The organism is Reyranella sp., from assembly GCF_965279625.1.
Taxonomy (GTDB): Bacteria; Pseudomonadota; Alphaproteobacteria; order Reyranellales; family Reyranellaceae; genus Reyranella.
This window is the reverse complement of the sequence record NZ_OZ257251.1, coordinates 3,921,423-3,943,104: the sequence shown is the minus strand read 5'-3', so window position 1 is coordinate 3,943,104 and position 21,682 is coordinate 3,921,423. Positions and strand designations below refer to the sequence as shown.

Sequence of the window (21,682 nt, the reverse complement as noted above, 5' to 3'; positions counted from 1 at the left end):
AGGAGCACGTATTGGATTACCACCCCCTCGGAACCACCGGCCTCACCGTCTCCGTTGCCGGGCTCGGCTGCGGCGGCAACAGCCGGCTCGGGCTGGGGCGCGGGGCGAGTTTCGACGAGTGCGTGGGGGTCGCGCGGGCGGCGATCGATCTGGGGGTCAACTTCCTCGACACGGCCGAGGTCTACGGGACCGAGGAGATCGTGGGCGCAGCGGTGAAAGCCTATGACCGCGACAAGCTCGTGATCTCGACCAAGGCGCTGTTCAAGACCGAGGACACGGCGGAGACGGTGACGCAGAAGGTCGAGGCGTCGCTGAAGCGGCTCGGGCTCGACCATGTCGACATCTTCCATTTCCACGCGGTCGGCCCCGCCGCCTACGAGCATCATCGCGACGTGCTGGCGCCCGCGCTGCTGCGGCTCAAGGAGCAGGGCAAGGTGCGCCATGTCGGCCTCACCGAGACGGGGCCGCGCGACCCGGAGCAGGCGATGCTCACGCGCGCCGCCCTGGAGGCGCCGTGGGAGGTCATCATGCTGGCCTACAGCCTGGTGAACCAGGGCGCGCGCACCAAGGTGTTCCCGGTGACCGTGCGGCGCGGCATCGGCACGCTGCTGATGTTCGTCGTGCGCAACATCTTCAGCAACGACGCCTACCGCCGCGCCGTGTTCGGCAAGCTGGTCGACGACGGGCTGCTCGACCCTTCGGTGCTGTCCCAGGGGAGCGCGGACGGCGACCCGCTCGGCTTCCTCGTCGCCGAGGGCGGCGCGGCGAGCATCACCGATGCGGCCTATCGCTATGCGCGCCACGAGCAGGGCGCCGACGTCATCCTGTTCGGCACCGGCAACAAGGCGCATGTGAAGGCCAACATCGAGTCGATCCTGCGGCCGCCTCTGCCGGCCCCGGTGATCGAGCGGCTGCACCGGACCTTCGGGCACCTGAGCGGCGTCGGGCTGGATTTGCCGGGGCCGGTCAAGGCGTAGCGCCCTTTCCAACAGCGGCCTCACCCCGTCTGTAGCCCATCCTTCGAGACGGGCGCTGCGCGCCCTCCTCAGGATGAGGTGATGTGGGTCCCCAATGCAGCGCGTGGCGTGACTCTTGCTTCATCCTCTGCGGAGTGTGGGCATGGGTTGGATGATCGGGCATCGCGACGTGCCGGCCGGATCGGACCGTGGCGTCGGGGACGCGCATTCCCTCGGCGAGGCGATGCTGTTGCGTCTGCGCGCCGACATCCTCAGCACCGACCTCGCCCCCGGCTCCAAGCTCGCGCTGCATCACCTGGCCCGGCAATACGGCATCGGCATCACGCCGCTGCGCGACGCGCTGGGCCAGCTCGCGGGCGACGGGCTGGTCGTCATGGAAAGCCAGAAGGGCTTTCGCGTGGCGCCGGTCTCGCGCGAGGACCTTCGCGACGTCTGCGACATACGCCTGCGGGTCGAGCTGATGGCGCTCGATCTCGCCTTCGATCGCGCCGATGCCGACTGGGACCGGCGCATGAAGGTGGCGCACGCAGCGTTCATCCATATCAAGGCGCGGGTCGGCGAGGACACGCCGATCACCGCCGAGTGGGAGGAGGCGCACCGCGAGCTGCACATGACGCTGCTGGGGGCCTGCGCCTCGCCGACGCTGATGCGCCTCTGCAGCCAGATCCACGACCGCATCCACCGCTATCGCCGCATCGCGCTGCCGACCAAGTCCTACATGGGCGGCATCAGCGACGATCACTTCGAGATCAGCAAGGCCGCCCACCGGCGCGATCGCGAGAGCTGCAAGGCGCTGCTCCAGCGCCACCTCGTCGAGTCGAACCGGCTGATCGAGGAGAACATCAGCTTCGACACTAAGGCACGAGCGCCACGCCTGTAGCCCATCCTTCGAGACGCGACCCTGCGGGTCGCTCCTCAGGATGAGGTGTGATTGTCCGCCCCACCCCCGACCTCATGCTGAGGAGGCTGCCCCTCGAGTACCTCGGGGTAAACTCCACAGCCGTCTCGAAGCATGGGCTACACGCACCACGACGAGGTGGGTGGATGAGTGCGGATCCATGGACTGCCCCGTTCCCGCGCCACCTGCCCAGCTTGCGAAGAATCTATAGATTCTGCCGCCGCTCCCGGGGAGCGAATCGCCTGCAATCCCGTGGAATCAGCGCTTATCCGCGCTGGCACAGCTTCTGCACCTCTGAGGATGAGACGCCGTTGCGACGCCCCATCGAGGATGCAGATGCAGTATTCGGAACTCTCCCCCACCATTCGCAAGATCCTCGAAGCGCTGCCCGATCCGGGCGCGCACGAAGCCGCCGCGCCGATGCTGCCGCGCGAGTGCTACACCTCGCCCGAGTTCTTCGAGTTCGAGCGCACGGTCGTCTTCCCGCGCTCCTGGGTGTGCGTCGGCCGCGAGGAGCAGATCCCGAACACCGGCGACTTCCTGGCGCCGACCATCGGCATCGAGCCTTTGCTGGTCGTGCGCCGGGCCGACGGGACGATCGGCGCGATGAGCGCGATCTGCCGGCATCGCGGCCTCGTCATCGCGAGCGAGGCCGGCTCGACCGGCAAGGCCTTCCGCTGTCCGTTGCACTACTGGACCTTCGACCTGCACGGCAACTTCATGGGCGCGCCCTATCTCGAGAGCCGCGACGACCTCGAATGCCTGCGCAAGAGCGCCAAGCTGCCGGAGGTCCGGCTGGAGAACTGGCACGGCTTCCTGTTCGTCAATCTCGATCCCGACGCCGCGCCGCTGGCGCCCAGCCTCGCCAAGGTCGAGCCGTTCTGGGCCAACTACGAGGACGCCGACCTCGTGGCCGTCCCGCCGACGCCCGGCGACACGCCGCTGCCGTGGAACTGGAAGGTCCACGCCGAGAATTTCACCGACGCCTATCACCCCGAGTTCGTGCATCGCGGCACGCACGACTTCGCGCCCAGCGTCCATGACGAGGGCGGCGTCGTGTTCACGCCGATGAGCGGCGTCGACAATGCGATCGTGCGCATCGTGCCGCTGATGCAGGCCGATGGCGGCATGACCAATGCCGGCTGGGGTCCCGAGGCCGCCTTCCCGGCGATCGAGACGCTGTCGCCCGAGCAGCGCAAGCGGCTCACCTTCGTGCTGATCCCGCCCAGCATGACGCTCATCTTCGCGCCCGGCGCCGTCGCCTATCAGCTCATCACGCCGGTCGGCGCCGAAGCGACGCTGGCCTCCAACGACCGCGTGACGGCCGGCGGCTGGCTGCTGCCGCGCTCGACGCGCGAGCGCAACGACTTCGCCGACCGCGCCGCCACGGTGCGCGAGGGCGCCAAGAAGATCTGGCTGCAGGACATCCCGGTCAATCTCGGCATCCAGGCCGGCAAGAAATCGCGCTTCACGCCGCCCGATGCGCACTACGTGCCCCTCGAGACGACGCTGATCCAGTTCAATGCCTGGCTGCTGCGCGCCTATCGCGCCGCCGTCCCGTCCCCCTGAGCGCGGAGGTTTCGATGAATGCTCCGATGTCGACACCGATCACGAGCCCCGACGTCTACGCCCGGACCGGCGTGCCGGAGACCGGCCTGCGTAACTACTGGTACCCGGTGCTGGCCGGCTGGCGTCTGGGCAAGAAACCCAGGGCGGTGAAGATTCTGAACGAGGACATCGTGCTGTTCCGCGATGCCGGCAAGATCCACGCGCTGCAGGATCGCTGCCCGCACCGCGGCGCCCAGCTCAGCCAGGGAAGCTGCATGTATCCCGGCAGCGGCACGCTGACCTGCCCCTATCACGGCTGGACCTTCTCCGGCGAAAGCGGGAACTGCGTCGCCAAGCTGATGGAAGGGCCCGAGGCCGTCATCGCGCCCGGCACCGGCGTGAAGACCTATCCGGTGAAGGAGCATCTCGGCGTCATCTGGCTGTTCGTCGGCGACATGGAAGCCGTCCCCCTGTCCGACGACCAGCCCGAGTGCCTGGCAAAGGACGCCGAATGGCACGGCTTCTCGACGTGGCGCACCTATCACTGCAACTGGCGCGTCCTGAAGGACAATCTCTGCCACGACCTGCACGCGCCGTTCCTGCACAGGAACGCGCCCGAGCTGATACTGCAGCCGGTCTTCCCGCACGCCGTGCAGCTCGCCGCCGAGCCGACCGCCGACGGCCGCGGCATCGGCTACAAGGCGCGCGGCGGCATCAACAAGGCTGACTATCCGGGGCTGGGCCAGTTCCCGCCGGCCCGCGAGAGCTGGTACCGGCGCCTCAAGCCGACCGGCCGCGGCAAGGACATCGATCCGACCAAGTCGCCGGCCGTCGTGAAGTACGGCTACCTGCACCGCCAGAGTTCGCTGCTGCCCGGCATCACCCTGATCGGCCGGCCGAGCGGCAACTATTTCATGTGCCGCTGGGTCGTGCCGATCGATGAGAAGACGACGCTCTTCTACACGTTCAGCCGCTACCGCCGGCAGGGCGCGGTGTCGACGATGCTGCAGAAGCTGCAATGGATCTTCTGGCTGTCGTGGACCCACGACTGGCTGTTCTCCGACCAGGACAAGCGCGTGCTGGAGAAGGTGAAGACCCAGCGCGAGACCCTGTCGCGCACCGATGCCGGTGTCTCGGCCTGGCGCCGCTTCGTGGCGGACCATGCACGGCGCCCGCCGTCCGCCCGGGAAACGGGCCAGGACGCCGCTCATCGCGCCGCCGCCGAATAGCCAGAACGAGGAGACCGATCCATGTCCAGCCGACCGACCCTCACCCGCCGCACCGCGCTCAAGGCCACCGCCGGCGCGGCCGCCCTCGCCTCCGGCCTCGCCACGCCGTTCGTGGCCAGGGCCGCGACCGATCTCACCTTCACGCTGCCGTGGCTGGCCGAAGGCAGCAACCTGATCGCCTACGTCGCCAGGTCCAAGGGCTTCTGGGCCAAGAACGGGCTCAACGTCACCGTGTCGCGCGGCTTCGGCTCGACGCCCGCCGCCGAGGCAATCGGGGCGGGCAAGTTCGACTTCGGCATGTCGGTCGCGACCTCGGGCATCGAGATCGCGGCCAAGGGCCTGCCGCTCGTGCAGCTCGCGACCACCGGCTACGACGCCACCATGTGCATCGCGGTGCTGGAGGATTCGCCCATCCGCACGCCCAAGGATCTCGAGGGCAAGACGATCGCCTCGGTGGTGACCTCGGGCGACTATCCGTTCCGGCCGATCTTCCTGAAGCGCGCCGGCGTCGATGAATCGAAGATCAAGCCGGTGCTGGTCGATCCCAAGGTGCGCGAGCGCCTGCTGCTCGACAAGAAGGTCGACGCGCTATCGGGCTTCGCCATCAGCATGGCGCCGATCCTCTACGCCGCCGGCCAGAAGCCGCGCTTCATGCTCTACAGCAAGTACGATCTGCCGCTCTATCACAACTGCCTCATGACCCAGCCGGCGCGCCTCGCGAAGGACCCCGGCCAGTGCGAGGCGATGGTCGACGGCCTCGTCGAGGCGATGAAGTTCACCCTGCTCGATCCGCAGGCCGCGCAGGACATCTTCTTCAAGGAAGTGCCCGAGATGGCCATGGTCCAGCAGGCCAAGGAACGCCTGTGGGTCGGCCTCGGCATCTGGATGTACCAGGCGATGTATGCGCCGGCCCGCACCAACGGCCTGGGCTACGGCGATCCCAAGGACTACGCCACGATGATCGACCTCGTGATGCAGAACATCGCGACGGATCCCAAGGACAAGAAGCCCGAGCTCGACGCGATCCTGACCAACCGCTTCACGGGCAAGCTGAAGCTCAGCGATGCCGAGTGGGCGAAGGCCGAGTCGGCGGTGACGGAGTTCAAGGCCGTCCTGAGCTGAGGCTGATGGACACGCTCGCCCTGCCCTTCGCCGCGGCCGCCGGCACGGACTCCGGATTCATCCAGGTCCGCCAGGCGCGCAAGGTCTATGCCTCGGGCGACAAGTCGGTCGAGGCGCTGAGCGACGTCAGTTTCGACGTGGCCAAGGGCGAGTTCATCGCGATCCTGGGACCGAGCGGCTGCGGCAAGAGCACCCTGCTGATGATGTGCGGCGGGCTCGAATCGGTGACCGGCGGCACCATCGAGGTCGCCGGCAGCCCGATGACCGGGCCGCGCACCAGCATCGGCATCATGTTCCAGGATCCGACCCTGCTGCCGTGGAAGACGGTGCTGCAGAACGTGATGTTCCCGGCGCACATCCTGGGAAAGCCCGACGCGGAGTATCGCGACCGCGCGCAGCGGCTGGTCGACATGGTCGGCCTGCACGGCTTCGAGAACAAGCGGCCGCACGAGCTGAGCGGCGGCATGCGCCAGCGGGTCGCGATCTGCCGCGCGCTGCTGAACGATCCCGACATATTGCTGATGGACGAGCCGTTCAGCGCCCTCGACGCCATCACGCGCGACGAGATGAACGAGGCGCTGCTCGACATCTGGCGCGAGTACGGCAAGACCGCGCTCTTCGTCACCCATTCGATCCGCGAGGCCGTGCTGCTGGCCGACCGGGTGCTGGTGATGACGCGACGGCCGGCGACGGTCGTGGCCGACATCCGCGTCCCGTTCGGCCGGCCGCGCGACATCTCGGTCACCGAGACGCCCGAGTTCGCGCGCCTCTGCAGCGAACTGCGCGGCATGATCGAGCATGGCGGCACGCGGCGCGACCGCCGGCCGGGCGACGGGCCGGTGCTGCAGCCCGGCCGTCATGGGGGCGAGGCATGAGGCGGCGAGGCATGAGCGTTCGATGAACGACCGCACGCTCTCGATCGTCCTGCCCCTGGCCAGCGCGATTGCGATCGCGGTGGCGTGGCAGGTCACGGTGCGCGTGGGCGGCATCCGCGAACTGATCCTGCCCGCGCCGACCGACATCCTCGAGAACCTCTTCCGCACCCTGCCGTCGCTGCTTCACCAGGCCGTGGTGACGGGCCGCGAGGCGCTGGCCGCGTTCCTGCTGGCGGTGATCGCGGGCTTCGCCGGCGCGGCCGCGATCAGCAGCTCGAAGATCCTGCGCGAGATTCTCTATCCCTTCATCGTGACCCTGCAGCTCATCCCGAAAGTGGCACTGGCGCCGCTGTTCGTGATCTTCCTCGGCATCGACCACGAGGCGCGCATCGTCTTCGCCGCACTCCTGAGTTTCTTCCCGGTGCTGATCTCGACGTCGGTCGGCCTGCAACACACCGACCAGAGCGCGCTGCGGCTCTGCCGCTCGCTCGGCGCCTCGCCGTGGCGGACCTTCTGGTCGGTGCGCGTGCCCTTTGCGCTGCCGCACTTCTTCAGCGGCGTGCGCATCAGCTCGACCATGGCCGTCACCGGTGTGGTCATTGCCGAGTTCATCAGCGCCCGGGAAGGGCTGGGCTTCGCCATCCTCGCGGCCGGCGCGCGCTCGCAGACGGCCGGCGCCTTCGCGGCCATTGGTGTGCTCTGCGGACTGGGCCTTGCGCTCTACGGGCTCGTGGCCGGCCTCGAGAAGCTGGCGATCCGCTGGTACCGCGGATGACGGCGCTGCCCTTCGCCGACGACGCGACCCTCGACGCACCGTCCCGCGCGTGGCGGCAATGGCTGCGCTGGTCGAAGCTGCGGCCGATCGTGCTGCCGCTGCTGTTGCTCGCGATCCTGCTCGGCGCCTGGCAGGGCGGCGTCCAGCGCTTCCCGCAGATGCGCTCGCTGCTCTCCTCGCCGTCCGACATCGGCGCGATTCTGGGCAGCAGCATGCCGCTGCTGTTGCCGCAGCTCCTGTCGACGGCGCGCGAGGCGGTGATGGGCTTCGCCCTCGCCGCCGTGATCGGCGTGGCGCTGGGTGCGGTGCTCACTTTGTCGCGCCGTCTCGAACAGGCCCTGTTCCCGCATCTCGTGCTGTTCCAGATCGTGCCGAAGATCGCGCTGGCGCCGCTGTTCGTCATCTGGTTCGGCGTCGGCGGCGAATCGCGCCTGGTCTTCGCGCTGTTCCTCGCTTTCTTCCCGATCGCCGCCGCGACCGCGGGCGGACTGGCACGCACTCGGCCCGAGGCGCTGCGCCTCTGCGCCGCGCTGACCGCCAGTCGCTGGCGCACCTTCGTCTCCGTGCGCGTGCCCTTCGCCATCCCCTCGCTGTTCGCCGGGCTGAAGATGGGCATGACCATGGCCCTGATCGGCACGATCGTGGGCGAGTTCGTAACCGGCCAGCAGGGGCTGGGCTACATCATCATGTTCGCCGCCTCGAACGCCGACAGCGCCCTCACTTTTGCAGCCCTTGGATTGCTCTGCCTCGTCGGCCTCTCCGTCTACGGCGCCGTCGTCCTGGCCGAATTCCTGGCGCAACGCTGGTATGGCGCACCTTTTGCAACCGAAGGTTTTACCTGAACGGGGGACTCCGCTGATGACACCGCACCAGATCGAACTGGTCCAGACGAGCTTCAAGAAGGTCGTGCCGATCGCCGGCGCCGCTGCCGACCTGTTCTATGGCCGCCTGTTCGAGATCGCGCCCGAGGTGCGGCCGATGTTCCCGGCGGACATGAAGGAGCAGAAGGTGAAGCTCATGTCGATGCTGGGCACCGCCGTCACCAACCTGCACAAGCTCGACGAGATCCTGCCGGCCGTGAAGGCGCTGGGCGAGCGCCACAAGGGCTATGGCGTGACCGCCGCGCACTATGCGCCGGTCGGCGCGGCGCTGCTGTGGACCCTGGAACAGGGCCTCGGCCCAGACTTCACGCCCGACGTGAAGGAAGCCTGGACCGAAACCTACACCGCGCTCGCGGGCGTCATGACCTCGGCCTAGTCGTCCTCGCGCACCACGAAGCGGGCCTGCCGGACTTCCTCCGCCGACCAGCCGTCGGCCTGCATCTGGGTGCGGGCGCGATCGACGTAATCCTGGTCGAAGATCGGGGCGTTCACGAAACCGAGCACGATCGAATAGGAGCGGAGATATTCGTCGCGCAGGAAGACGTCGATTTGCTTGGTCGGCACGACGGAACTAATGCCAGCCAATAGTGAACCTATTTTGAAGGCGGTCGCCGCCCGGGGGAGACTGCGCGCCCAAGGAGGAGCAGACCCCATGTCGACCGAGTCCACGACCGAGACCGGAACCGTCCGCCTGCACCGCGTGCTGACCGCCCCGCCCGAGCGCATCTACCGCGCCTTCCTCGACGCCCACGCCCTGGCCAAGTGGCTGCCGCCGCACGGCTTCACCGGCCACGTCCATGAAATGGACGCGCGCGAGGGCGGCGGCTACCGCATGACCTTCACCAACTTCTCGTCGGGCAACAGCCATTCCTTCGGCGGCACCTTCGTCGAGCTGGTGCCCAACCAGCGCATCCGCCACACCGACACGTTCGACGATCCCAACCTGCCCGGCGAGATGCAGACCACGATCACCCTGCGCAAGGTGATGGTCGGCACCGAGATCGAGATCGTGCAGGAGGGCATCCCCGCCGTCATTCCGACCGAGGCCTGCTATCTCGGCTGGCAGGAATCGCTGACCCTGCTGGCGCAGCTGGTGCAGCCGGAGATTCCGGGGTGAGTTAAAGGTCCCTCGCTACGCTCGGGATGACAATTTTGTTGGGATTGGCGCCGTGCGTCGATGCAGAAATCGTTGTCATCCCGAGCGTAGCGAGGGACCTTTCGCTTCCCTACACCCCGCGCTCATTGCCCCAGACCAGCACGTGCAGTTGCGGCAGCACCGTCGCGGCGAACCAGCGGTCCTGGCCCACGCGATCCACCAGCCAGCGGAAGCGGGCCATGAGGCCCTTCTGGTCGACGCCGTCGCGGCCGGCCTCGTTGGGCTCGCCCGGCGTGTGGTTGCCGACGGAGAGATAGACCGGCAGCGACGGATGGCGCGCGGCGGCAGTGCGGGCAAAGGCGTAGTCGGCCTCGTCGAACACCGCGACCTTGAGCACGATCTGCGGCCCGCCGTTCGCGGCGGCGAGGCAGGCGTCGAAGGCGCTCCAGTCGGTGTCCATGCCGGAGGACGGCGGCTTGGGCGAGAGGACGAGATGGTCGAGCGCGGCGAACCAGGCGGCGGCGACGCTGCCCTGGGTCTCCATCGCGAAGCGATGGCCGCGCGCGTGGCCCTGCTCGATCAGCGGCGCCAGCGGCTGGATCGCGGGATTGCCGCCGGAGATCGTCACCAGCACCGGCACGCCGCCGGTCAGCTCGTCGACCTTCGCGAGGATCTCTTCCGGCGTCCTCGGCCGCCAGTCGTGGCGGTATTCCGGCAGCACGGCATAGAGCGTGTCGCACCAGCTGCAGCGATAGTCGCAGCCGCCGGTGCGCACGAAGACGGTGGGCTTGCCGATCAGCGCGCCCTCGCCCTGCACCGTGGGCCCGAAGATCTCGGAGATGCGGATCGCGCTCATGGCCGCCCGCCGACCAGATCAAGATCGTTGATGCTGTCGTCGGCGCGGCTCCACCAGCCGCAGTTCTCGCGCGCGGGCAGCACATCGGCCGGATCGCCGGTGAGCGTCACCGCGTTGGTCGGCGTCTCCTCGACCGTGAGCTCGACGCAGCGCAGCCCGTTGCCGTCGGCGGCGAGGAAGGCGTTGAGCTTGGCCATGAGGCAGGCCGCCAGCATCTCCGTCGTCGGATCGCCCGGCGTCACCAGCAGGCGGCCGAGCCGCTGGGGCTCGCGCGCGCGGAACCAGTCGATCATCGGATCGCGCGCACCGAGCTGGAAGGCGTGGTCGACCTGGTCGTCGATGAAGCGGTGCCAGCGCGCCTTGGCGCGGTCGAAGGGCACGACCATGTTGGCGCCGCCGTCGAGACGCTGCGGCGCGACCGGCTGGAGACGGGCGATCACCTGTTCGTTGTGACCGTGGGGAATGGCGCATTTGCCGGCGGGATCGGCGATCAGCCGGTGCGCCATGCTGTACCGCCGGGTGAAGACGAGGCTGAACATCAGCCGCGTGCGCCCGGCACTGGGACGATCATCTGGAACTCCTGTTTTGACCGGGTGGGTCTGCGACCGGGACGGCGCGGGGCGCCGACGCGGCTCTTCTGCCCCAGCCCGGCGGCCAGGGGAAGCCGCCCCGGACGCGGCATGGTGGCCCCCTCCTGCAACGGTCCGTGTGGTATCGCGCCGGCCCCTCGCCTATTCTCCGCCCGACCCGCGAATTCCCCAGACAAACGGAGACACCGTGCAGACGAAGCCCCTTTCGAAAGAGCTCAAGGACACCCTGTCGAAGATCACCACGGCCAGCATCACGACGATCCTGCTGAAGAAGGGGCTGCGCAACGTCTGGATGCGCGGCACGCGGCCGATCAAGCCGGGCCAGGGCCGTCTCGTGGGACGCGCCTTCACCCTGCGCTTCGTGCCGGCCCGCGAGGATCTGGCCACGCCGGAAAGCTGGTCGTCGCCGATCTCGACCCGCGCCGCCATCGAGGCGATGCCGGAAGACGCGCTCGTCGTCGCCGACGCGATGGGCATCACCGATGCCGGCATCTTCGGCGACATCCTGTGCGCGCGCATGGTCAAGAAGAACATCGCCGGCCTGATCACCGACGGCGTGGTGCGCGACATCGCGGGCGTGCTGGGCACCGGCCTGCCGGTCTGGTGCCAGGGCTGCGCGGCGCCGCCCTCGGTCGCCGGCCTCACCTTCGTCAGCTGGCAGGAGCCGATCGGCTGCGGCGGCGTGGCGGTGTTTCCCAACGACGTGGTCGTGGTCGACGATGACGGCGCGGTGCTGATCCCCCAGGCGCTGGTCGAGGCGGTCGCCAAGGAAGGCACCGAGCAGGAGCGGCTCGAAGGCTGGATCATGTCGGAGGTCGAGCGCGGCGTGGCCCTCCCCGGCCTCTATCCGCCGAACGACGAAGCCAAGGCGCGCTACGCCGCGACCAAGAAGTAGAGCACGGGCAGCGGAGGCCAGCCTCATGAAGGTCGTTCGCATGCTGGCCTTCGCCGTCGCGGGCGCACTGTTGTCGGCCGCGGCCTGGTCGCAGGCCGGCCGCCAGCCGGTCGACTGGGCCTCCGTGTCGCTCGAATCGATCGGCGGCGGGCCGCTGCCCACGCCTGCCTATGCCGGCAAGGTCGTGCTGCTGGTCAACATGGCCTCCCTCTGCGGCTTCACCGGCCAGTACAAGGGGCTGGAGGAGCTGTGGCGGCGCTACAAGGACAAGGGCCTGGTCGTGCTGGGCGTGCCGTCGAACGATTTCGGCGGCCAGGAGCCCGGCAGCAACGAAGAGATCAAGCGCTTCTGCGAGGCGAGCTTCGACGTCACCTTCCCGCTGGCCGACAAGCAGATCGTGACCGGCGCCAACGCCCATCCGCTCTACCGCTGGGCCGCGGCGCAGACCGGCACCATCGGCACGCCGAGCTGGAACTTCCACAAGATCCTGATCGGCCGCGACGGACGGGTGATCGACTGGTTCACCGCCGTGAGCGGCACGGGGTCGAAGCTCGAACGCGCGATCGAGGCGGCGCTGGCGTCGAAGGGTTGAGCGGCTCGGTTCAACGCCCCCCTCATCCTGAGAGGCTGGCCGAAAATCAGCTGAATTGGTTCAAACAATTACCTCATCCTGAGGAGCGGCCGCAGGCCGCGTCTCGAAGGATGGGCAAAGGTCGAGCTCGCTGGAACCATGGACAATGAAGACGGAGCGCACGTCTACATGCTTCGCTGTTCAGACGGCAGCTACTATGTCGGCTCGGCGCGTCGTGGCCTGGAGCGGCGTCTTTCGGAGCACAATAACGGTACTTACGGCGGCTATACCGCCAAACGTCTGCCGGTGGTCATCGTTTGGTCGGAGCATTTTCCAAACATCACCGATGCGATCGCGGTCGAAAGGCAAGTCAAAGGCTGGTCGCGAGCCAAGAAGGAGGCCCTGATCAGGGGCGATTTCGGGGCGCTTCGGGTGCTCGCGAAAAGAGGTGGCGAATGACTTGGCCCGTTGCCCATCCTTCGAGACGCGCCGCTTCGCGGCGCTCCTCAGGATGAGGTAAGTGTTTGAATCGCTTCAATTCATAACCGCTCAGCATGAGGTTGTTATTTGAACCGCAGAGCGGGCCGGTCGCGCGGCAGGGTTTGGCCGCAGGCGAACGCCCGCGCTATCGTCGTCGCCTAAGAAAATAATGGAGACGTCCCGATGGCGATGGCCGAAGCCGCAGCCCCCCTCACCGCGCAAGACCACGCGCGCACGATGGCCGAGTACAGCCGCGCCGGCGAAGCCCGCGCGCGGGCGCTGGGCAATCGCGGGCCGATCCGGCTCGATGCGAACGGCCGGCTGGCCCAGGACATTCTCGACGCCTACTGGACGCACGGCTTCTACGTCTTCGAAGGCGTGGCGGGACCGCAGGAGCTGGCCGAGCTGCGGGCCGACGTCGATGCAATCCTCGAGCGCGCCCCGGTCGAGCCCGGCGCCGCGGTCGACCGCAACGGCCGCCCGGCCTTCGGCGAGGGCGTGCTGAAGCCGCCCTATCGCTGGGCCAGGCCGTTGAGCGATCCGCTCGGCGGCACCACGAAGAACAACGGCCGCCATCCGGTGGCGATGAGCCAGCCGACCCTGGCGGCCGACGCGCCCGCCTGGACGGTCGAGCTGCTCGACGGCAACCTCTACCTGATGAACGCCGCGTTCCGGCTCTACGGCCATCCCGGCCTGCTGGCGGCGGCCGCATCGATCCTCGGCGAGGATTTCGTGCCCTACAATGAGGTGACCTTCATCAAGGAAGCGGGCCTCGGCCCCTCGGTCGCCTGGCACCAGGACGGCACGACCCATTGGGACGCCGCCGACTGGGACATGGGCGCCCACGGCTTCAACTTCATGACCCAGCTCTATCCCAGCACGGCGGGCAACTGCGTCTGGGTGCTGCCGGGCAGCCATCGCCACGGCAAGGCCGACATCCGCACGCTGGTGGCCGAGAGCGGCTCCGACCGGATCGCAGGCGCGGTGCCGATGCTGGCCGGCGCCGGCGACACGATCGTCACCAACCGGCAGCTGCTGCACGGCTCCTTCGCCAACTCCTCGCCCGACCGCCGCGTGACGCTCAATGCCGGCTTCTTTCCGCGCAAGCGCGTGCTGGGCGTCACGACGAAGCGGCTGAACGGCGAGGTCGTGACCTATGACGGCGAGCGCATCGACCAGCGGCTGCGCATCCTGCTGCTGGCGATCGACGCGCGCCGCCAGCGCTTCCCGCACGAGAAGAGCCACGTCTATCGCCCGCTCGCCGACCGGCAGGAGGAGAACCGCTGGAGCGAGGCGATGCGCGACACGGTGCTGAAGAACTATAACCAGCTCGACATGTTCATCTGACGGGATGCGGGTCGGTCTCGTCCTGCTGCTCGTGATCGCCGCCTTCCCGGTGAAGGCGCAGGACGCCGAGACCCTCACCAGCGACGACGATCTGACCGCCTACTGCCTGGGCGTGAACCGCCAGCTCGCCGAGCGCTTCCGCCAGATGCAGCTCTGGGGCTGCGGCAAGGCGGCGGCGATGGAATGGTGCCGCCAGGCCAAGGCCTCGGCGCCCGAGGCGATGCGGGCGCGCGAACGGCTGGTCATCCGCTTCGCCAACATACTGACGCACAAGGGCCTTCTAGACATCGAGCGCCCGGCCGAGTCGCGCGCCCGCCTCACCCAGATCGTGGCCGACGGCTCGACCGACGCCGCCCGCTGCTTCAACCCCAAGGGCAACCGCGACGAGCCCGCCTGCGAACGGCTGCAGCGTTGCGTGGAAGCAGAGCAGCGTGTGGGGCAGTAGTCGCCACCGGTGTCGCGTGCGAGATTTCGGACCACAGATTTACGAGGACACGGATGACCAAGTCGACATGGCGCGAGCGCGCGGGCACGCAATTCACCTGCGAGAAGCAGCCGGCGCACGGGCCCGCGGGCATGGCGGTCTCCAACCATCCGCTGGCCTCGGCCGCGGGCCTGGAAATGCTGGCGGCCGGCGGCAATGCGGTCGATGCGGCCGTGGCCATGCAGTTCGCGCTGACCGTGGTCGAGCCGATGATGGTCGGGCTGATCGGCGGCACGACCTGCCACATCCGCCTGGCCGACGGCAGCCATCGCATCCTCGACGGCATGAGCGCCGTGCCGCAGATGGGCCATCCCGACATGTACAGACCGGTGCCCGGCGCCGCGCCCGAAGTCTACGACGTCGAGGGACAGGAGAACCTCGTCGGGCCGAAGTCGGTCGCGACGCCGGGCTCGCTGCGCGCCTGGTGTATGGCGCTGGAGCGCTTCGGCACGATGAGTCTCGCCGACGTGATGCAGCCCGCGATCCGCCACGCCGCGCGCGGCTTCGCGGTGACGCCCTACCTCTCGGACTGCATCAAGGATGCCGGCGCCGACCTTTCGAAGGACAAGCTCGCCGCCGCGCTGCTCCTGCCCAATGGCACGCCGCTGAAGGCGGGCGAGCGGCTGGTGCAGGCGCAATACGCCGAGGCGCTGACCCTGGTCTCGCAGCAGGGCGAGAAGGCGCTGCATGGCGGGCCGCTGGGCGACCTCCTCGTCGAATGCATGGAGAAGACCGGCGGCTTCGTGCGCCGCGACGACCTCACCGGCTACAAGGTCGAAGAGCGCGCGCCGATCCGCGGCCACTATCGCGGCTGGGAGATCCTGGGCCCGCCGCCGCCCGCCGCCTCGGGCGTGCACATCGCCCAGATGCTGAACATCCTCGAAGCCTACGACATCGCCAAGATGGGCTTCGGCACCGTCGACACGCTGCACCTGCTGGCCGAAGTGCTGAAGATCGCCTTCGCCGACCGCGCCGAGGCGAGCGGCGATCCCGACTTCGTGAAGGTGCCGGTCGAGCGCATCGTGAGCCGCGACTATGCCGACCAGCGCCGCAAGCTCTTGGACATCGCCCGCGCCACGCAATGGACGGGTGGACTGCAGGCGGCCGAGGGCCAGGACACGACCCACCTCACCGTGGCCGACGGCAAGGGCAACGTGGTCAGCACGACGCAGACCATCAACAGCCTGTTCGGCGCGCGCTTCATCGTGCCCGGCACCGGCATGATCCCCAACAACTACATGAACAACTACGACCCGCGCCGCGGCAACGCGCTGTCGATCGCGCCGGGCAAGCGCGTGACGACCTCGATGTCGCCGATGATGGCGCTGCACGACGGCAAGGTGCGCTATGCGCTGGGCCTGCCCGGCGGCCGCAAGATCTTCCCCTCGGCGCTGCAGGCGCTGCTCAACCTGATCGACCACGGGATGGAGCTGCAGGAAGCCGTCGAGGCGCCGCGCATCTGGACCGAGGGTCCCGTCCTGGAAGTCGAGCACGGCATCCCCGCCCCGGTGCGCCAGGGCCTCGAAGCCCGCGGCCACACGCTCAAGATCATGCCGACCGTGGCCGGCGGCATGAACGCCATCCAGTTCCACGACGACGGCACGATGACCGGCGCCGCCTGCTGGCGCGCCGACGGCACCGCGGCGGCGCTGGGTGGTGGGTTGGCAAGAGCGGGGGTGAGATTCGTGTTGCCCGCTTAGGGGCTCGCCAGGAGAGTTGAATCGATCGCCTCCCCATTCAAATGGGGAGGTGTCGCGTCTTACGCGACGGAGGGGTCATGACCCCATCGCCCTCGTAAGACGAGGGCACTTCCCCTTTGCGGAGCCCGCAAAGGGGAAGAGTTTGATCACTCGTCGCTCAATGAAACACCCGCCCCGAATCGATCACCAGCGTCTGACCCGTCGTGCTGTTGGTCCGGCACATCGTGACGACCTGGTCGGCGCAGTCGTCCTTGTCGGCGGGCTTGCCCAGCAGCGACGCGCTGGCGTTCTTCGCGACGACTTCGGGGCGCAGGTTCGCCGTCGCGCGGGTGCCTTCGAGCAGGCCCGGCGCCACGCAGTTCACCAGCACCTCGGGCGCGAGTGCCACGGCCATGCATTTGGTGAGATGGATGAGGCCCGCCTTCGAGACGGCGTAGGCGATCGAGGAGCCGGTGGGGCCCAGCCCCGCGACCGAGGCGATGTTGACGATGCGGCCTTCGCCCTGGCGCTTCATGAGCGGGCCGACGGCCTTGGTGAGCAGCATCGGGCCGGTCAGGTTGATGTCGATGATCTTCGTCCATTCCTCGTAAGTGAGGCCGTCGAGATCGGTGAAGGGGATCGACTTGTTGTAGGCCGCGTCGTTCACGAGGATGTCGAGCCGGCCGAAGCGCTTCACCACGTCGTCGACCAGCCGGTCGACCTGGTCGCGCTGCGTGACGTCGCAGGCGAAGGTCGCGGCGGTCACCTGGTGGCGTTCGAGATCGCGCGCCACGCCCTCGGCCTGGTCCTTGCTGCGGGCGTAGACGACGGCGATGTGGCAGCCCTCTGCCGCCAGCGCGTGACAGATGCGCTGGCCCAGCCCGCCATTGCCGCCGGTGACGACGGCAACCTTCCCCTTGAGATCCATCCGTTTCCCCCCTGGCTGCCTTGCGACCCGTGCCGGGTACAGGCTCATCTTGGTGCGGTATATATAGGCCAGTTCACAGCGTAGCGGAGCCTCTTCAATGTCTCTCACAGCCGACCAGAAACTCAGGCAGCGCGCCCAGCAGGTCATTCCCGGCGGCATGTACGGGCACCTGCGCAGCGACCGGCTGCCCGAGGGCTATCCGCAGTTCTTCGCGCGCGGCGAGGGCTGTCACCTGTGGGACGTGAACGGCAAGCGCTACGTCGACTTCATGTGCAGCTGGGGCCCGATCGTGGTCGGCCACGGCAATCCGGTGGTGGCCGAAGCCGTCGCGCGCCAGACCGCGGCGGGCGATTGCCTGAACGGCCCGTCGGAGCGGCTGGTCGAGCTGGCCGAGCGGCTGGTCGGCCTGATCCCCCATGCCGACTGGGCGCTGTTCGGCAAGAACGGCACCGATGCGACGACGACCTGCGTGACGCTGGCGCGCGCCGCCTCGGGCAAGCGCAAGATCCTGGTGGCCGAGGGCGCCTATCACGGCGCCATCCCGTGGTGCTCGCCGAACCCGTACGGCGTGACGCCGGAAGATCGCGCCCACATGCTGACCTACAAGTACAACGACACCGGCAGCCTCGAGAGCGCCGTGCAGCGCGCCGGCGACGACCTGGCGGGCATCATCGTCTCGGCCTTCAAGCACGATTTCGGCAAGGACCAGGAGATGCCGGACGCGGCCTTCGCCCGCCGCGCGCGCGAGCTGTGCGACGCCAGCGATGCCGCGCTGATCGTCGACGACGTGCGCGCCGGCTTCCGCCTCACCCTGCGCGGCAGCTGGGACCTGGTGGGCGTGCAGCCCGACCTCAGCGCCTGGAGCAAGGCGATCGCCAACGGCTACGCGCTGGCCGCCGTCACCGGCAACGACCGCTATCGCGAGGCCGCGTCCAAGCTTTACGTCACGGGTTCGTTCTGGTGCAGCGCCGTGTCGATGGCCGCGGCACTGGCGACGCTCGACGTGCTGGAGAGCGTCGACGGGCCGACGCGGATGCGCGAGATGGGACAGCGGCTGCGCGACGGCATCGCCGCCCAGTCGGCCGAGTTCGGCATCGGCGTGCGCCAGAGCGGGCCACCGCAGATGCCGACGATGCTGTTCGACAACGATCCCGACACCGAGAAGGGCAACTTCTTCACCCTGGAGGCGCTGAAGCACGGCGCCTACCTGCACCCGCGCCACAACATGTTCCTGTCGACCGCCCACACCGAGGCCGACATCGACTTCGCGCTGGACGCGACCCGCAAGGCGTTCGCGGCGCTGGCGGCGCGGTAGAATCGGCTTCCTCCCCATTCAAATGGGAGGTGGCGGCGTCTCGCGGCTTGTAGCCAAGCCGCTTAGCCGACGGAGGGGTCATGAGCTTCGTGTGATCGCTCTTCCTTCGGCGCTCCCGGACATCGCTCCGCGATGTCCTGACGCTCAGGAGGCCGAGCGAAGCTCGGCCTACCGTCCGCCGTTCTTCCACCAGCGGTTCAGGCTGGCGGCGTCGCCGTTGTACATGTTGCGGTCGCAGTGGCCGACGCCCTCGACGTGGCGGGGTTCGCTGCCATAGGCGAAGTTCTGCGAGGTCTCGTCGGCGACATACTGCCAGAGCTTCCAGCCGCGGCTCGCCCAGGCGACGGGAAGCCGCGGCTCCTCGCGATAGTCGGCCAGCCACAGGTCACAGCGCGCCAGGATCGAGCCCGGCCGCACGCTGGCGCCGAGGCTGATGCGGCGGCGGCCGTAGATCTCGCCATCGGCCCAGGCCGGATGGCTGTAGAGCATCGGCAACCGGCCGGTGGCCTTCTGCACCGCGAGGACGAAGGCCTCAGCCTGGTCGAGCCGCATCGTGTTGCGCGGGTTGGCGTCGTTCGGTTCGAGGTCGAGCGCCATCACGGTCTGCGGGCCGGGCTGGCAGGCCGACAGGAACGAGGCGGCCTGCTGTTCGCCCGAATACTGGCGCGTGCCGAAATGGTAGCCGCCCCACAGGAGTCCCGCCGCCTCCGCCTGACGCCGTCGCGGCGTGTAGGACGGGTCGAACCAGTCGCCGCCCTCGGTCACCTTGTGGATGATGGCCAGGATGTTGCTGCGGCGGACCGCGGCGAAGCTGGTGACCGTCACGTTGTGGCTGATGTCGATCACCGCATCGAGGCCGGGCCGCGTCTGGCCCGGGGCATAGGCCGTCGACTGGGACGTCGGCTGGCCACCGCAGCCGGCCAGCGCCGGCAGGGCGAGACCGCCTGCCAGCATGCTTCTCCGTGAGATCATCGAAGGGAGTCCTATTTCGCTTTCGTCAGCACGTTGGTGGCGGCGACCGAAACGCCGGCACGGTTCTCGGTATAGAAGAGTTCGAGCGTGCCGTCGTCCAGCAAGGTGCCTTCGATGGCCGAACCGCCCTGCCCGATCATGCGCACGCGCTTTCCGTCCGACCCGATGACGCCGATGATCGGCTCGGCCTTCGATTCCGAGGACAGCGTTCCCCAGAAGCGGCCTTCGTCCTGGCCGTCGATCCGCACCGTGATCTTCAACTCGACCAGGCGGTTGCCGTCGACGATGGTGGACGGCGCGGTCACCGGAAAGTGAGCCGGCAGGCCGCTCACGATGCTCTTGTTGGTTCCCGTCCACGTGCCCGTCATGTCCGGCCCGGCCGGCTGGGCGACCGCGATGCCGGCGGCACAGGCGAGGGAAAGGCCGAGGGGAAGCAGGAGGGAGACACCACGCATGGCTTTTTCCTTCGAGGTTGTCGGGGGCCGCATCATGCCCAAACATCGGCCCGCGTAAAGCCGGGCCATCGTCGCGGCAATCGACAGGCGGGGCACGTCGCGGGATACTGGCCGCAATGGAATACGACTTTATCGTCGTCGGCGCCGGTTCGGCGGGCGCCGTCGTCGCCAACCGGCTGTCGGCCGACCCGCGCCACAAGGTGCTGCTGCTGGAAGCCGGGCCCGCCGGCCATCCCTGGACGCGCATTCCCGTCGGCTATTCGCGGTTGATCACCAACTCTTCCGTCAACTGGCTCTACAGTTCCGAGCCCGAGCCCAGCACCAACGGCCGCCGCATCCCGGTACCGCGGGGAAAACTGCTCGGCGGCTCCAGCGCCATCAACGGCCTCGCCTTCGTGCGCGGCCAGGCGCAGGACTTCGACACCTGGGCCCAGATGGGCAACCAGGGCTGGGCCTACGAGGACGTCCTCCCCTTCTTCAAGCGCCTGGAGAGCTACGACGAAGGCGACGAGCGCTTTCGTGGCCGTTCCGGCCCGCTGAAGGTCACCAATCCCGCGCCGGCCCATCCGCTCTATGCCGCGGTGATCAAGGCCGCCGGCGAAGTCGGGATCCCGCACAATCCCGACTACAACGGCGCGAAGCAGGACGGCATCGCCATGAGCCAGGCCACGATCGCCGCGGGCTGGCGCATGAGCACGGCCCGCTGCTACCTCGATCCGGCGAAGCGGCGCCCCAACCTGCGGATCGAGACCGGTGCGCTCGCCGAACGGCTGCTGCTCGACGGCCAGCGCTGCACCGGCGTGCGCTATTCGGTCGGTGGCGAGTCGCGCGAGGCCCGGGCGGCCCGCGCCGTCGTGGTGAGCGGCGGATCGATCAACTCGCCGCAGCTCCTCGAACTGTCAGGCATCGGCCAGCCGGACCGGCTGCGCGCGCTCGGCATCGAGGTGCGGCATGCGTTGCCGGGCGTCGGCGAGAACTTGCGCGAGCACTATGCGCCGCGCACGCGATGGACCATCGGCCAGCGCGGCGTCACCTTCAACGATCGCGGCCGCGGGCTCGGCCTGGTTCACCAGGCGCTGCGCTGGGCGCTGAACCGCGACAGCCTCCTGTCCATGGTCGGCGCCCCGCTGCGCGCCTTCGTGCGCTCGCGCGACGGGCTCGACGCGCCCGACCTGCTGCTGGGCTGGGTGCCGATGTTCACCGAGGCGGGGCCGCGCGGGCCGCGCATCGCGCGCCAGTCGGGCATCTCCTGCTACGCCCATCCGATGCGGCCGGAGAGCAAGGGCCACATCCATATCGTGTCGGCCGATCCGAAGCGGCCGCCGGAGATCCGCTACAATTTCCTGTCGGCGCCGGTCGACGGCGAACTGACCGTGCGCGCCGTGCGCATCGCCCGCGCCATCATGACCGCCCCGGCCATGGCGCCGCTGCAGGTCGCCGAGATCGCGCCGGGACCGGGCGGCAACAGCGACGACGAGATCCTCGACTGGGTGCGCCGCGCCGCCGAGACGACCTATCACCCGGTGGGCACCTGCAAGATGGGCTCGGATGCGATGGCCGTGGTCGATGCGCGGCTGCGCGTGCACGGCATCGAGGGGCTGAGGATCGCCGACGCCTCGATCATGCCGACCCTGACCTCGGGCAACACCAACGCGCCCTCGATCATGATCGGCGAGAAGGCAGCGGACATGGTGTTGGAGGGCTGAGCG

General features: G+C 68.6%; 24 protein-coding genes. 18 read left to right on the top strand and 6 right to left on the bottom strand.

From position 1 onward, the window contains the following. Positions 1 to 11: 11 nt before the first annotated feature. The 9 genes from ACQY78_RS19140 to ACQY78_RS19100 all read left to right on the top strand — a co-directional run bounded on the left by ACQY78_RS19140 (position 12) and on the right by ACQY78_RS19100 (position 8,681). Positions 12 to 977: an aldo/keto reductase gene (locus ACQY78_RS19140; RefSeq protein ID WP_428677657.1), complete on the top strand. Its 966-nt coding sequence runs from the start codon at positions 12 to 14 to the stop codon at positions 975 to 977. A 142-nt stretch (positions 978 to 1,119) separates the two neighbouring features. After that, positions 1,120 to 1,857: a GntR family transcriptional regulator gene (locus ACQY78_RS19135; protein WP_428677655.1), complete on the top strand. Its 738-nt coding sequence runs from the start codon at positions 1,120 to 1,122 to the stop codon at positions 1,855 to 1,857. A gap of 354 nt (positions 1,858 to 2,211) precedes the next feature. Continuing rightward, positions 2,212 to 3,444, top strand: coding sequence for an aromatic ring-hydroxylating oxygenase subunit alpha (locus ACQY78_RS19130; RefSeq protein WP_428677653.1), 1,233 nt, complete (start codon positions 2,212 to 2,214; stop codon positions 3,442 to 3,444). A 14-nt stretch (positions 3,445 to 3,458) separates the two neighbouring features. Beyond that, entirely contained in the window at positions 3,459 to 4,652 is a 1,194-nt protein-coding gene (locus ACQY78_RS19125; protein ID WP_428677651.1) for a Rieske 2Fe-2S domain-containing protein, read from the top strand. 21 nt (positions 4,653 to 4,673) lie between these two features. Next, positions 4,674 to 5,774, top strand: a complete 1,101-nt coding sequence (locus ACQY78_RS19120; protein WP_428677649.1) for an ABC transporter substrate-binding protein — start codon at positions 4,674 to 4,676, stop codon at positions 5,772 to 5,774. 5 nt (positions 5,775 to 5,779) lie between these two features. Next, positions 5,780 to 6,649, top strand: coding sequence for an ABC transporter ATP-binding protein (locus ACQY78_RS19115; RefSeq protein WP_428677647.1), 870 nt, complete (start codon positions 5,780 to 5,782; stop codon positions 6,647 to 6,649). A gap of 22 nt (positions 6,650 to 6,671) precedes the next feature. After that, positions 6,672 to 7,424: an ABC transporter permease gene (locus ACQY78_RS19110; RefSeq protein ID WP_428677646.1), complete on the top strand. Its 753-nt coding sequence runs from the start codon at positions 6,672 to 6,674 to the stop codon at positions 7,422 to 7,424. After that, positions 7,421 to 8,266 (top strand): ABC transporter permease, encoded by an 846-nt coding sequence (locus ACQY78_RS19105; RefSeq protein WP_428677644.1) that lies wholly within the window; start codon positions 7,421 to 7,423, stop codon positions 8,264 to 8,266. Before ACQY78_RS19110 ends, ACQY78_RS19105 begins: the two co-directional genes overlap by 4 nt. A gap of 16 nt (positions 8,267 to 8,282) precedes the next feature. After that, entirely contained in the window at positions 8,283 to 8,681 is a 399-nt protein-coding gene (locus tag ACQY78_RS19100) for a globin family protein (protein WP_428677642.1), read from the top strand. Here ACQY78_RS19100 and ACQY78_RS19095 read toward each other — a convergent pair. Next, positions 8,678 to 8,869, bottom strand: a complete 192-nt coding sequence (locus tag ACQY78_RS19095) for a hypothetical protein (protein WP_428677640.1) — start codon at positions 8,867 to 8,869, stop codon at positions 8,678 to 8,680. The genes ACQY78_RS19100 and ACQY78_RS19095 overlap by 4 nt on opposite strands. 88 nt (positions 8,870 to 8,957) lie before the next feature. Here ACQY78_RS19095 and ACQY78_RS19090 point away from each other — a divergent pair, with 88 nt between their 5' ends. After that, entirely contained in the window at positions 8,958 to 9,422 is a 465-nt protein-coding gene (locus tag ACQY78_RS19090; protein ID WP_428677638.1) for an SRPBCC family protein, read from the top strand. Between the two features lie 109 nt (positions 9,423 to 9,531). Here ACQY78_RS19090 and queE read toward each other — a convergent pair whose 3' ends face one another. Next, positions 9,532 to 10,257 (bottom strand): 7-carboxy-7-deazaguanine synthase QueE, encoded by a 726-nt coding sequence (gene queE / locus ACQY78_RS19085; RefSeq protein WP_428677637.1) that lies wholly within the window; start codon positions 10,255 to 10,257, stop codon positions 9,532 to 9,534. Then, positions 10,254 to 10,796 (bottom strand): 6-pyruvoyl trahydropterin synthase family protein, encoded by a 543-nt coding sequence (locus ACQY78_RS19080; RefSeq protein WP_428677635.1) that lies wholly within the window; start codon positions 10,794 to 10,796, stop codon positions 10,254 to 10,256. The genes queE and ACQY78_RS19080 overlap by 4 nt, the downstream gene beginning before the upstream one ends. A 238-nt stretch (positions 10,797 to 11,034) precedes the next feature. On the opposite strand from ACQY78_RS19080, the gene ACQY78_RS19075 reads away from it, so the two are divergent. The 6 genes from ACQY78_RS19075 (at position 11,035) to ggt (ending at position 16,324) form a co-directional block, all read left to right on the top strand. Beyond that, entirely contained in the window at positions 11,035 to 11,742 is a 708-nt protein-coding gene (locus ACQY78_RS19075; RefSeq protein WP_428677633.1) for a ribonuclease activity regulator RraA, read from the top strand. A 25-nt stretch (positions 11,743 to 11,767) separates the two neighbouring features. Continuing rightward, on the top strand, positions 11,768 to 12,334 hold the full coding sequence (locus ACQY78_RS19070; protein WP_428677632.1) for a glutathione peroxidase: 567 nt from the start codon (positions 11,768 to 11,770) through the stop codon (positions 12,332 to 12,334). A 138-nt stretch (positions 12,335 to 12,472) separates the two neighbouring features. Continuing rightward, positions 12,473 to 12,772 (top strand): GIY-YIG nuclease family protein, encoded by a 300-nt coding sequence (locus tag ACQY78_RS19065; protein WP_428677630.1) that lies wholly within the window; start codon positions 12,473 to 12,475, stop codon positions 12,770 to 12,772. A 204-nt stretch (positions 12,773 to 12,976) separates the two neighbouring features. After that, on the top strand, positions 12,977 to 14,140 hold the full coding sequence (locus ACQY78_RS19060; RefSeq protein ID WP_428677628.1) for a phytanoyl-CoA dioxygenase family protein: 1,164 nt from the start codon (positions 12,977 to 12,979) through the stop codon (positions 14,138 to 14,140). 4 nt (positions 14,141 to 14,144) lie between these two features. Continuing rightward, positions 14,145 to 14,585: a hypothetical protein gene (locus tag ACQY78_RS19055; protein WP_428677626.1), complete on the top strand. Its 441-nt coding sequence runs from the start codon at positions 14,145 to 14,147 to the stop codon at positions 14,583 to 14,585. 53 nt (positions 14,586 to 14,638) lie between these two features. Beyond that, positions 14,639 to 16,324, top strand: a complete 1,686-nt coding sequence (gene ggt, locus ACQY78_RS19050) for a gamma-glutamyltransferase (RefSeq protein WP_428677624.1) — start codon at positions 14,639 to 14,641, stop codon at positions 16,322 to 16,324. Positions 16,325 to 16,481: 157 nt separating this feature from the next. On the opposite strand, the gene ACQY78_RS19045 is transcribed toward ggt, so the two are convergent. Next, on the bottom strand, positions 16,482 to 17,231 hold the full coding sequence (locus tag ACQY78_RS19045) for an SDR family NAD(P)-dependent oxidoreductase (protein WP_428677622.1): 750 nt from the start codon (positions 17,229 to 17,231) through the stop codon (positions 16,482 to 16,484). A gap of 97 nt (positions 17,232 to 17,328) precedes the next feature. On the opposite strand from ACQY78_RS19045, the gene ACQY78_RS19040 reads away from it, so the two are divergent. After that, positions 17,329 to 18,546, top strand: a complete 1,218-nt coding sequence (locus ACQY78_RS19040; RefSeq protein WP_428677621.1) for an aspartate aminotransferase family protein — start codon at positions 17,329 to 17,331, stop codon at positions 18,544 to 18,546. Between the two features lie 168 nt (positions 18,547 to 18,714). Here ACQY78_RS19040 and ACQY78_RS19035 read toward each other — a convergent pair whose 3' ends face one another. Together ACQY78_RS19035 and ACQY78_RS19030 are read right to left on the bottom strand one after the other, a co-directional pair. After that, positions 18,715 to 19,518: a glycoside hydrolase family 25 protein gene (locus ACQY78_RS19035; protein ID WP_428677620.1), complete on the bottom strand. Its 804-nt coding sequence runs from the start codon at positions 19,516 to 19,518 to the stop codon at positions 18,715 to 18,717. An 11-nt stretch (positions 19,519 to 19,529) separates the two neighbouring features. Further along, positions 19,530 to 19,973, bottom strand: coding sequence for a hypothetical protein (locus ACQY78_RS19030; RefSeq protein ID WP_428677619.1), 444 nt, complete (start codon positions 19,971 to 19,973; stop codon positions 19,530 to 19,532). Between the two features lie 116 nt (positions 19,974 to 20,089). Here ACQY78_RS19030 and ACQY78_RS19025 point away from each other — a divergent pair, with 116 nt between their 5' ends. Then, the gene (locus ACQY78_RS19025) at positions 20,090 to 21,679 is read left to right on the top strand and encodes a GMC family oxidoreductase (RefSeq protein ID WP_428677617.1); all 1,590 of its coding nucleotides are present in this window, start codon (positions 20,090 to 20,092) and stop codon (positions 21,677 to 21,679) included. The last annotated feature ends 3 nt before the right edge of the window (positions 21,680 to 21,682 follow it).

Excerpts from the sequence above, each read along its gene's own strand:
- ACQY78_RS19125 (WP_428677651.1), top strand. The coding sequence starts at position 3,459 with ATGAATGCTCCGATGTCGACACCGATCACGAGCCCCGACGTCTACGCC.
- ACQY78_RS19035 (WP_428677620.1), bottom strand. The coding sequence starts at position 19,518 with ATGATCTCACGGAGAAGCATGCTGGCAGGCGGTCTCGCCCTGCCGGCG.
- ACQY78_RS19120 (WP_428677649.1), top strand. The coding sequence starts at position 4,674 with ATGTCCAGCCGACCGACCCTCACCCGCCGCACCGCGCTCAAGGCCACC.
- ACQY78_RS19100 (WP_428677642.1), top strand. The coding sequence starts at position 8,283 with ATGACACCGCACCAGATCGAACTGGTCCAGACGAGCTTCAAGAAGGTC.
- ACQY78_RS19090 (WP_428677638.1), top strand. The coding sequence starts at position 8,958 with ATGTCGACCGAGTCCACGACCGAGACCGGAACCGTCCGCCTGCACCGC.
- ACQY78_RS19065 (WP_428677630.1), top strand. The coding sequence starts at position 12,473 with ATGGACAATGAAGACGGAGCGCACGTCTACATGCTTCGCTGTTCAGAC.
- ggt (WP_428677624.1), top strand. The coding sequence starts at position 14,639 with ATGACCAAGTCGACATGGCGCGAGCGCGCGGGCACGCAATTCACCTGC.
- ACQY78_RS19110 (WP_428677646.1), top strand. The coding sequence starts at position 6,672 with ATGAACGACCGCACGCTCTCGATCGTCCTGCCCCTGGCCAGCGCGATT.
- queE (WP_428677637.1), bottom strand. The coding sequence starts at position 10,257 with ATGAGCGCGATCCGCATCTCCGAGATCTTCGGGCCCACGGTGCAGGGC.
- ACQY78_RS19105 (WP_428677644.1), top strand. The coding sequence starts at position 7,421 with ATGACGGCGCTGCCCTTCGCCGACGACGCGACCCTCGACGCACCGTCC.
- ACQY78_RS19080 (WP_428677635.1), bottom strand. The coding sequence starts at position 10,796 with ATGTTCAGCCTCGTCTTCACCCGGCGGTACAGCATGGCGCACCGGCTG.
- ACQY78_RS19025 (WP_428677617.1), top strand. The coding sequence starts at position 20,090 with ATGGAATACGACTTTATCGTCGTCGGCGCCGGTTCGGCGGGCGCCGTC.
- ACQY78_RS19030 (WP_428677619.1), bottom strand. The coding sequence starts at position 19,973 with ATGCGTGGTGTCTCCCTCCTGCTTCCCCTCGGCCTTTCCCTCGCCTGT.
- ACQY78_RS19055 (WP_428677626.1), top strand. The coding sequence starts at position 14,145 with ATGCGGGTCGGTCTCGTCCTGCTGCTCGTGATCGCCGCCTTCCCGGTG.
- ACQY78_RS19115 (WP_428677647.1), top strand. The coding sequence starts at position 5,780 with ATGGACACGCTCGCCCTGCCCTTCGCCGCGGCCGCCGGCACGGACTCC.
- ACQY78_RS19060 (WP_428677628.1), top strand. The coding sequence starts at position 12,977 with ATGGCGATGGCCGAAGCCGCAGCCCCCCTCACCGCGCAAGACCACGCG.
- ACQY78_RS19045 (WP_428677622.1), bottom strand. The coding sequence starts at position 17,231 with ATGGATCTCAAGGGGAAGGTTGCCGTCGTCACCGGCGGCAATGGCGGG.
- ACQY78_RS19130 (WP_428677653.1), top strand. The coding sequence starts at position 2,212 with ATGCAGTATTCGGAACTCTCCCCCACCATTCGCAAGATCCTCGAAGCG.
- ACQY78_RS19040 (WP_428677621.1), top strand. The coding sequence starts at position 17,329 with ATGTCTCTCACAGCCGACCAGAAACTCAGGCAGCGCGCCCAGCAGGTC.
- ACQY78_RS19070 (WP_428677632.1), top strand. The coding sequence starts at position 11,768 with ATGAAGGTCGTTCGCATGCTGGCCTTCGCCGTCGCGGGCGCACTGTTG.
- ACQY78_RS19135 (WP_428677655.1), top strand. The coding sequence starts at position 1,120 with ATGGGTTGGATGATCGGGCATCGCGACGTGCCGGCCGGATCGGACCGT.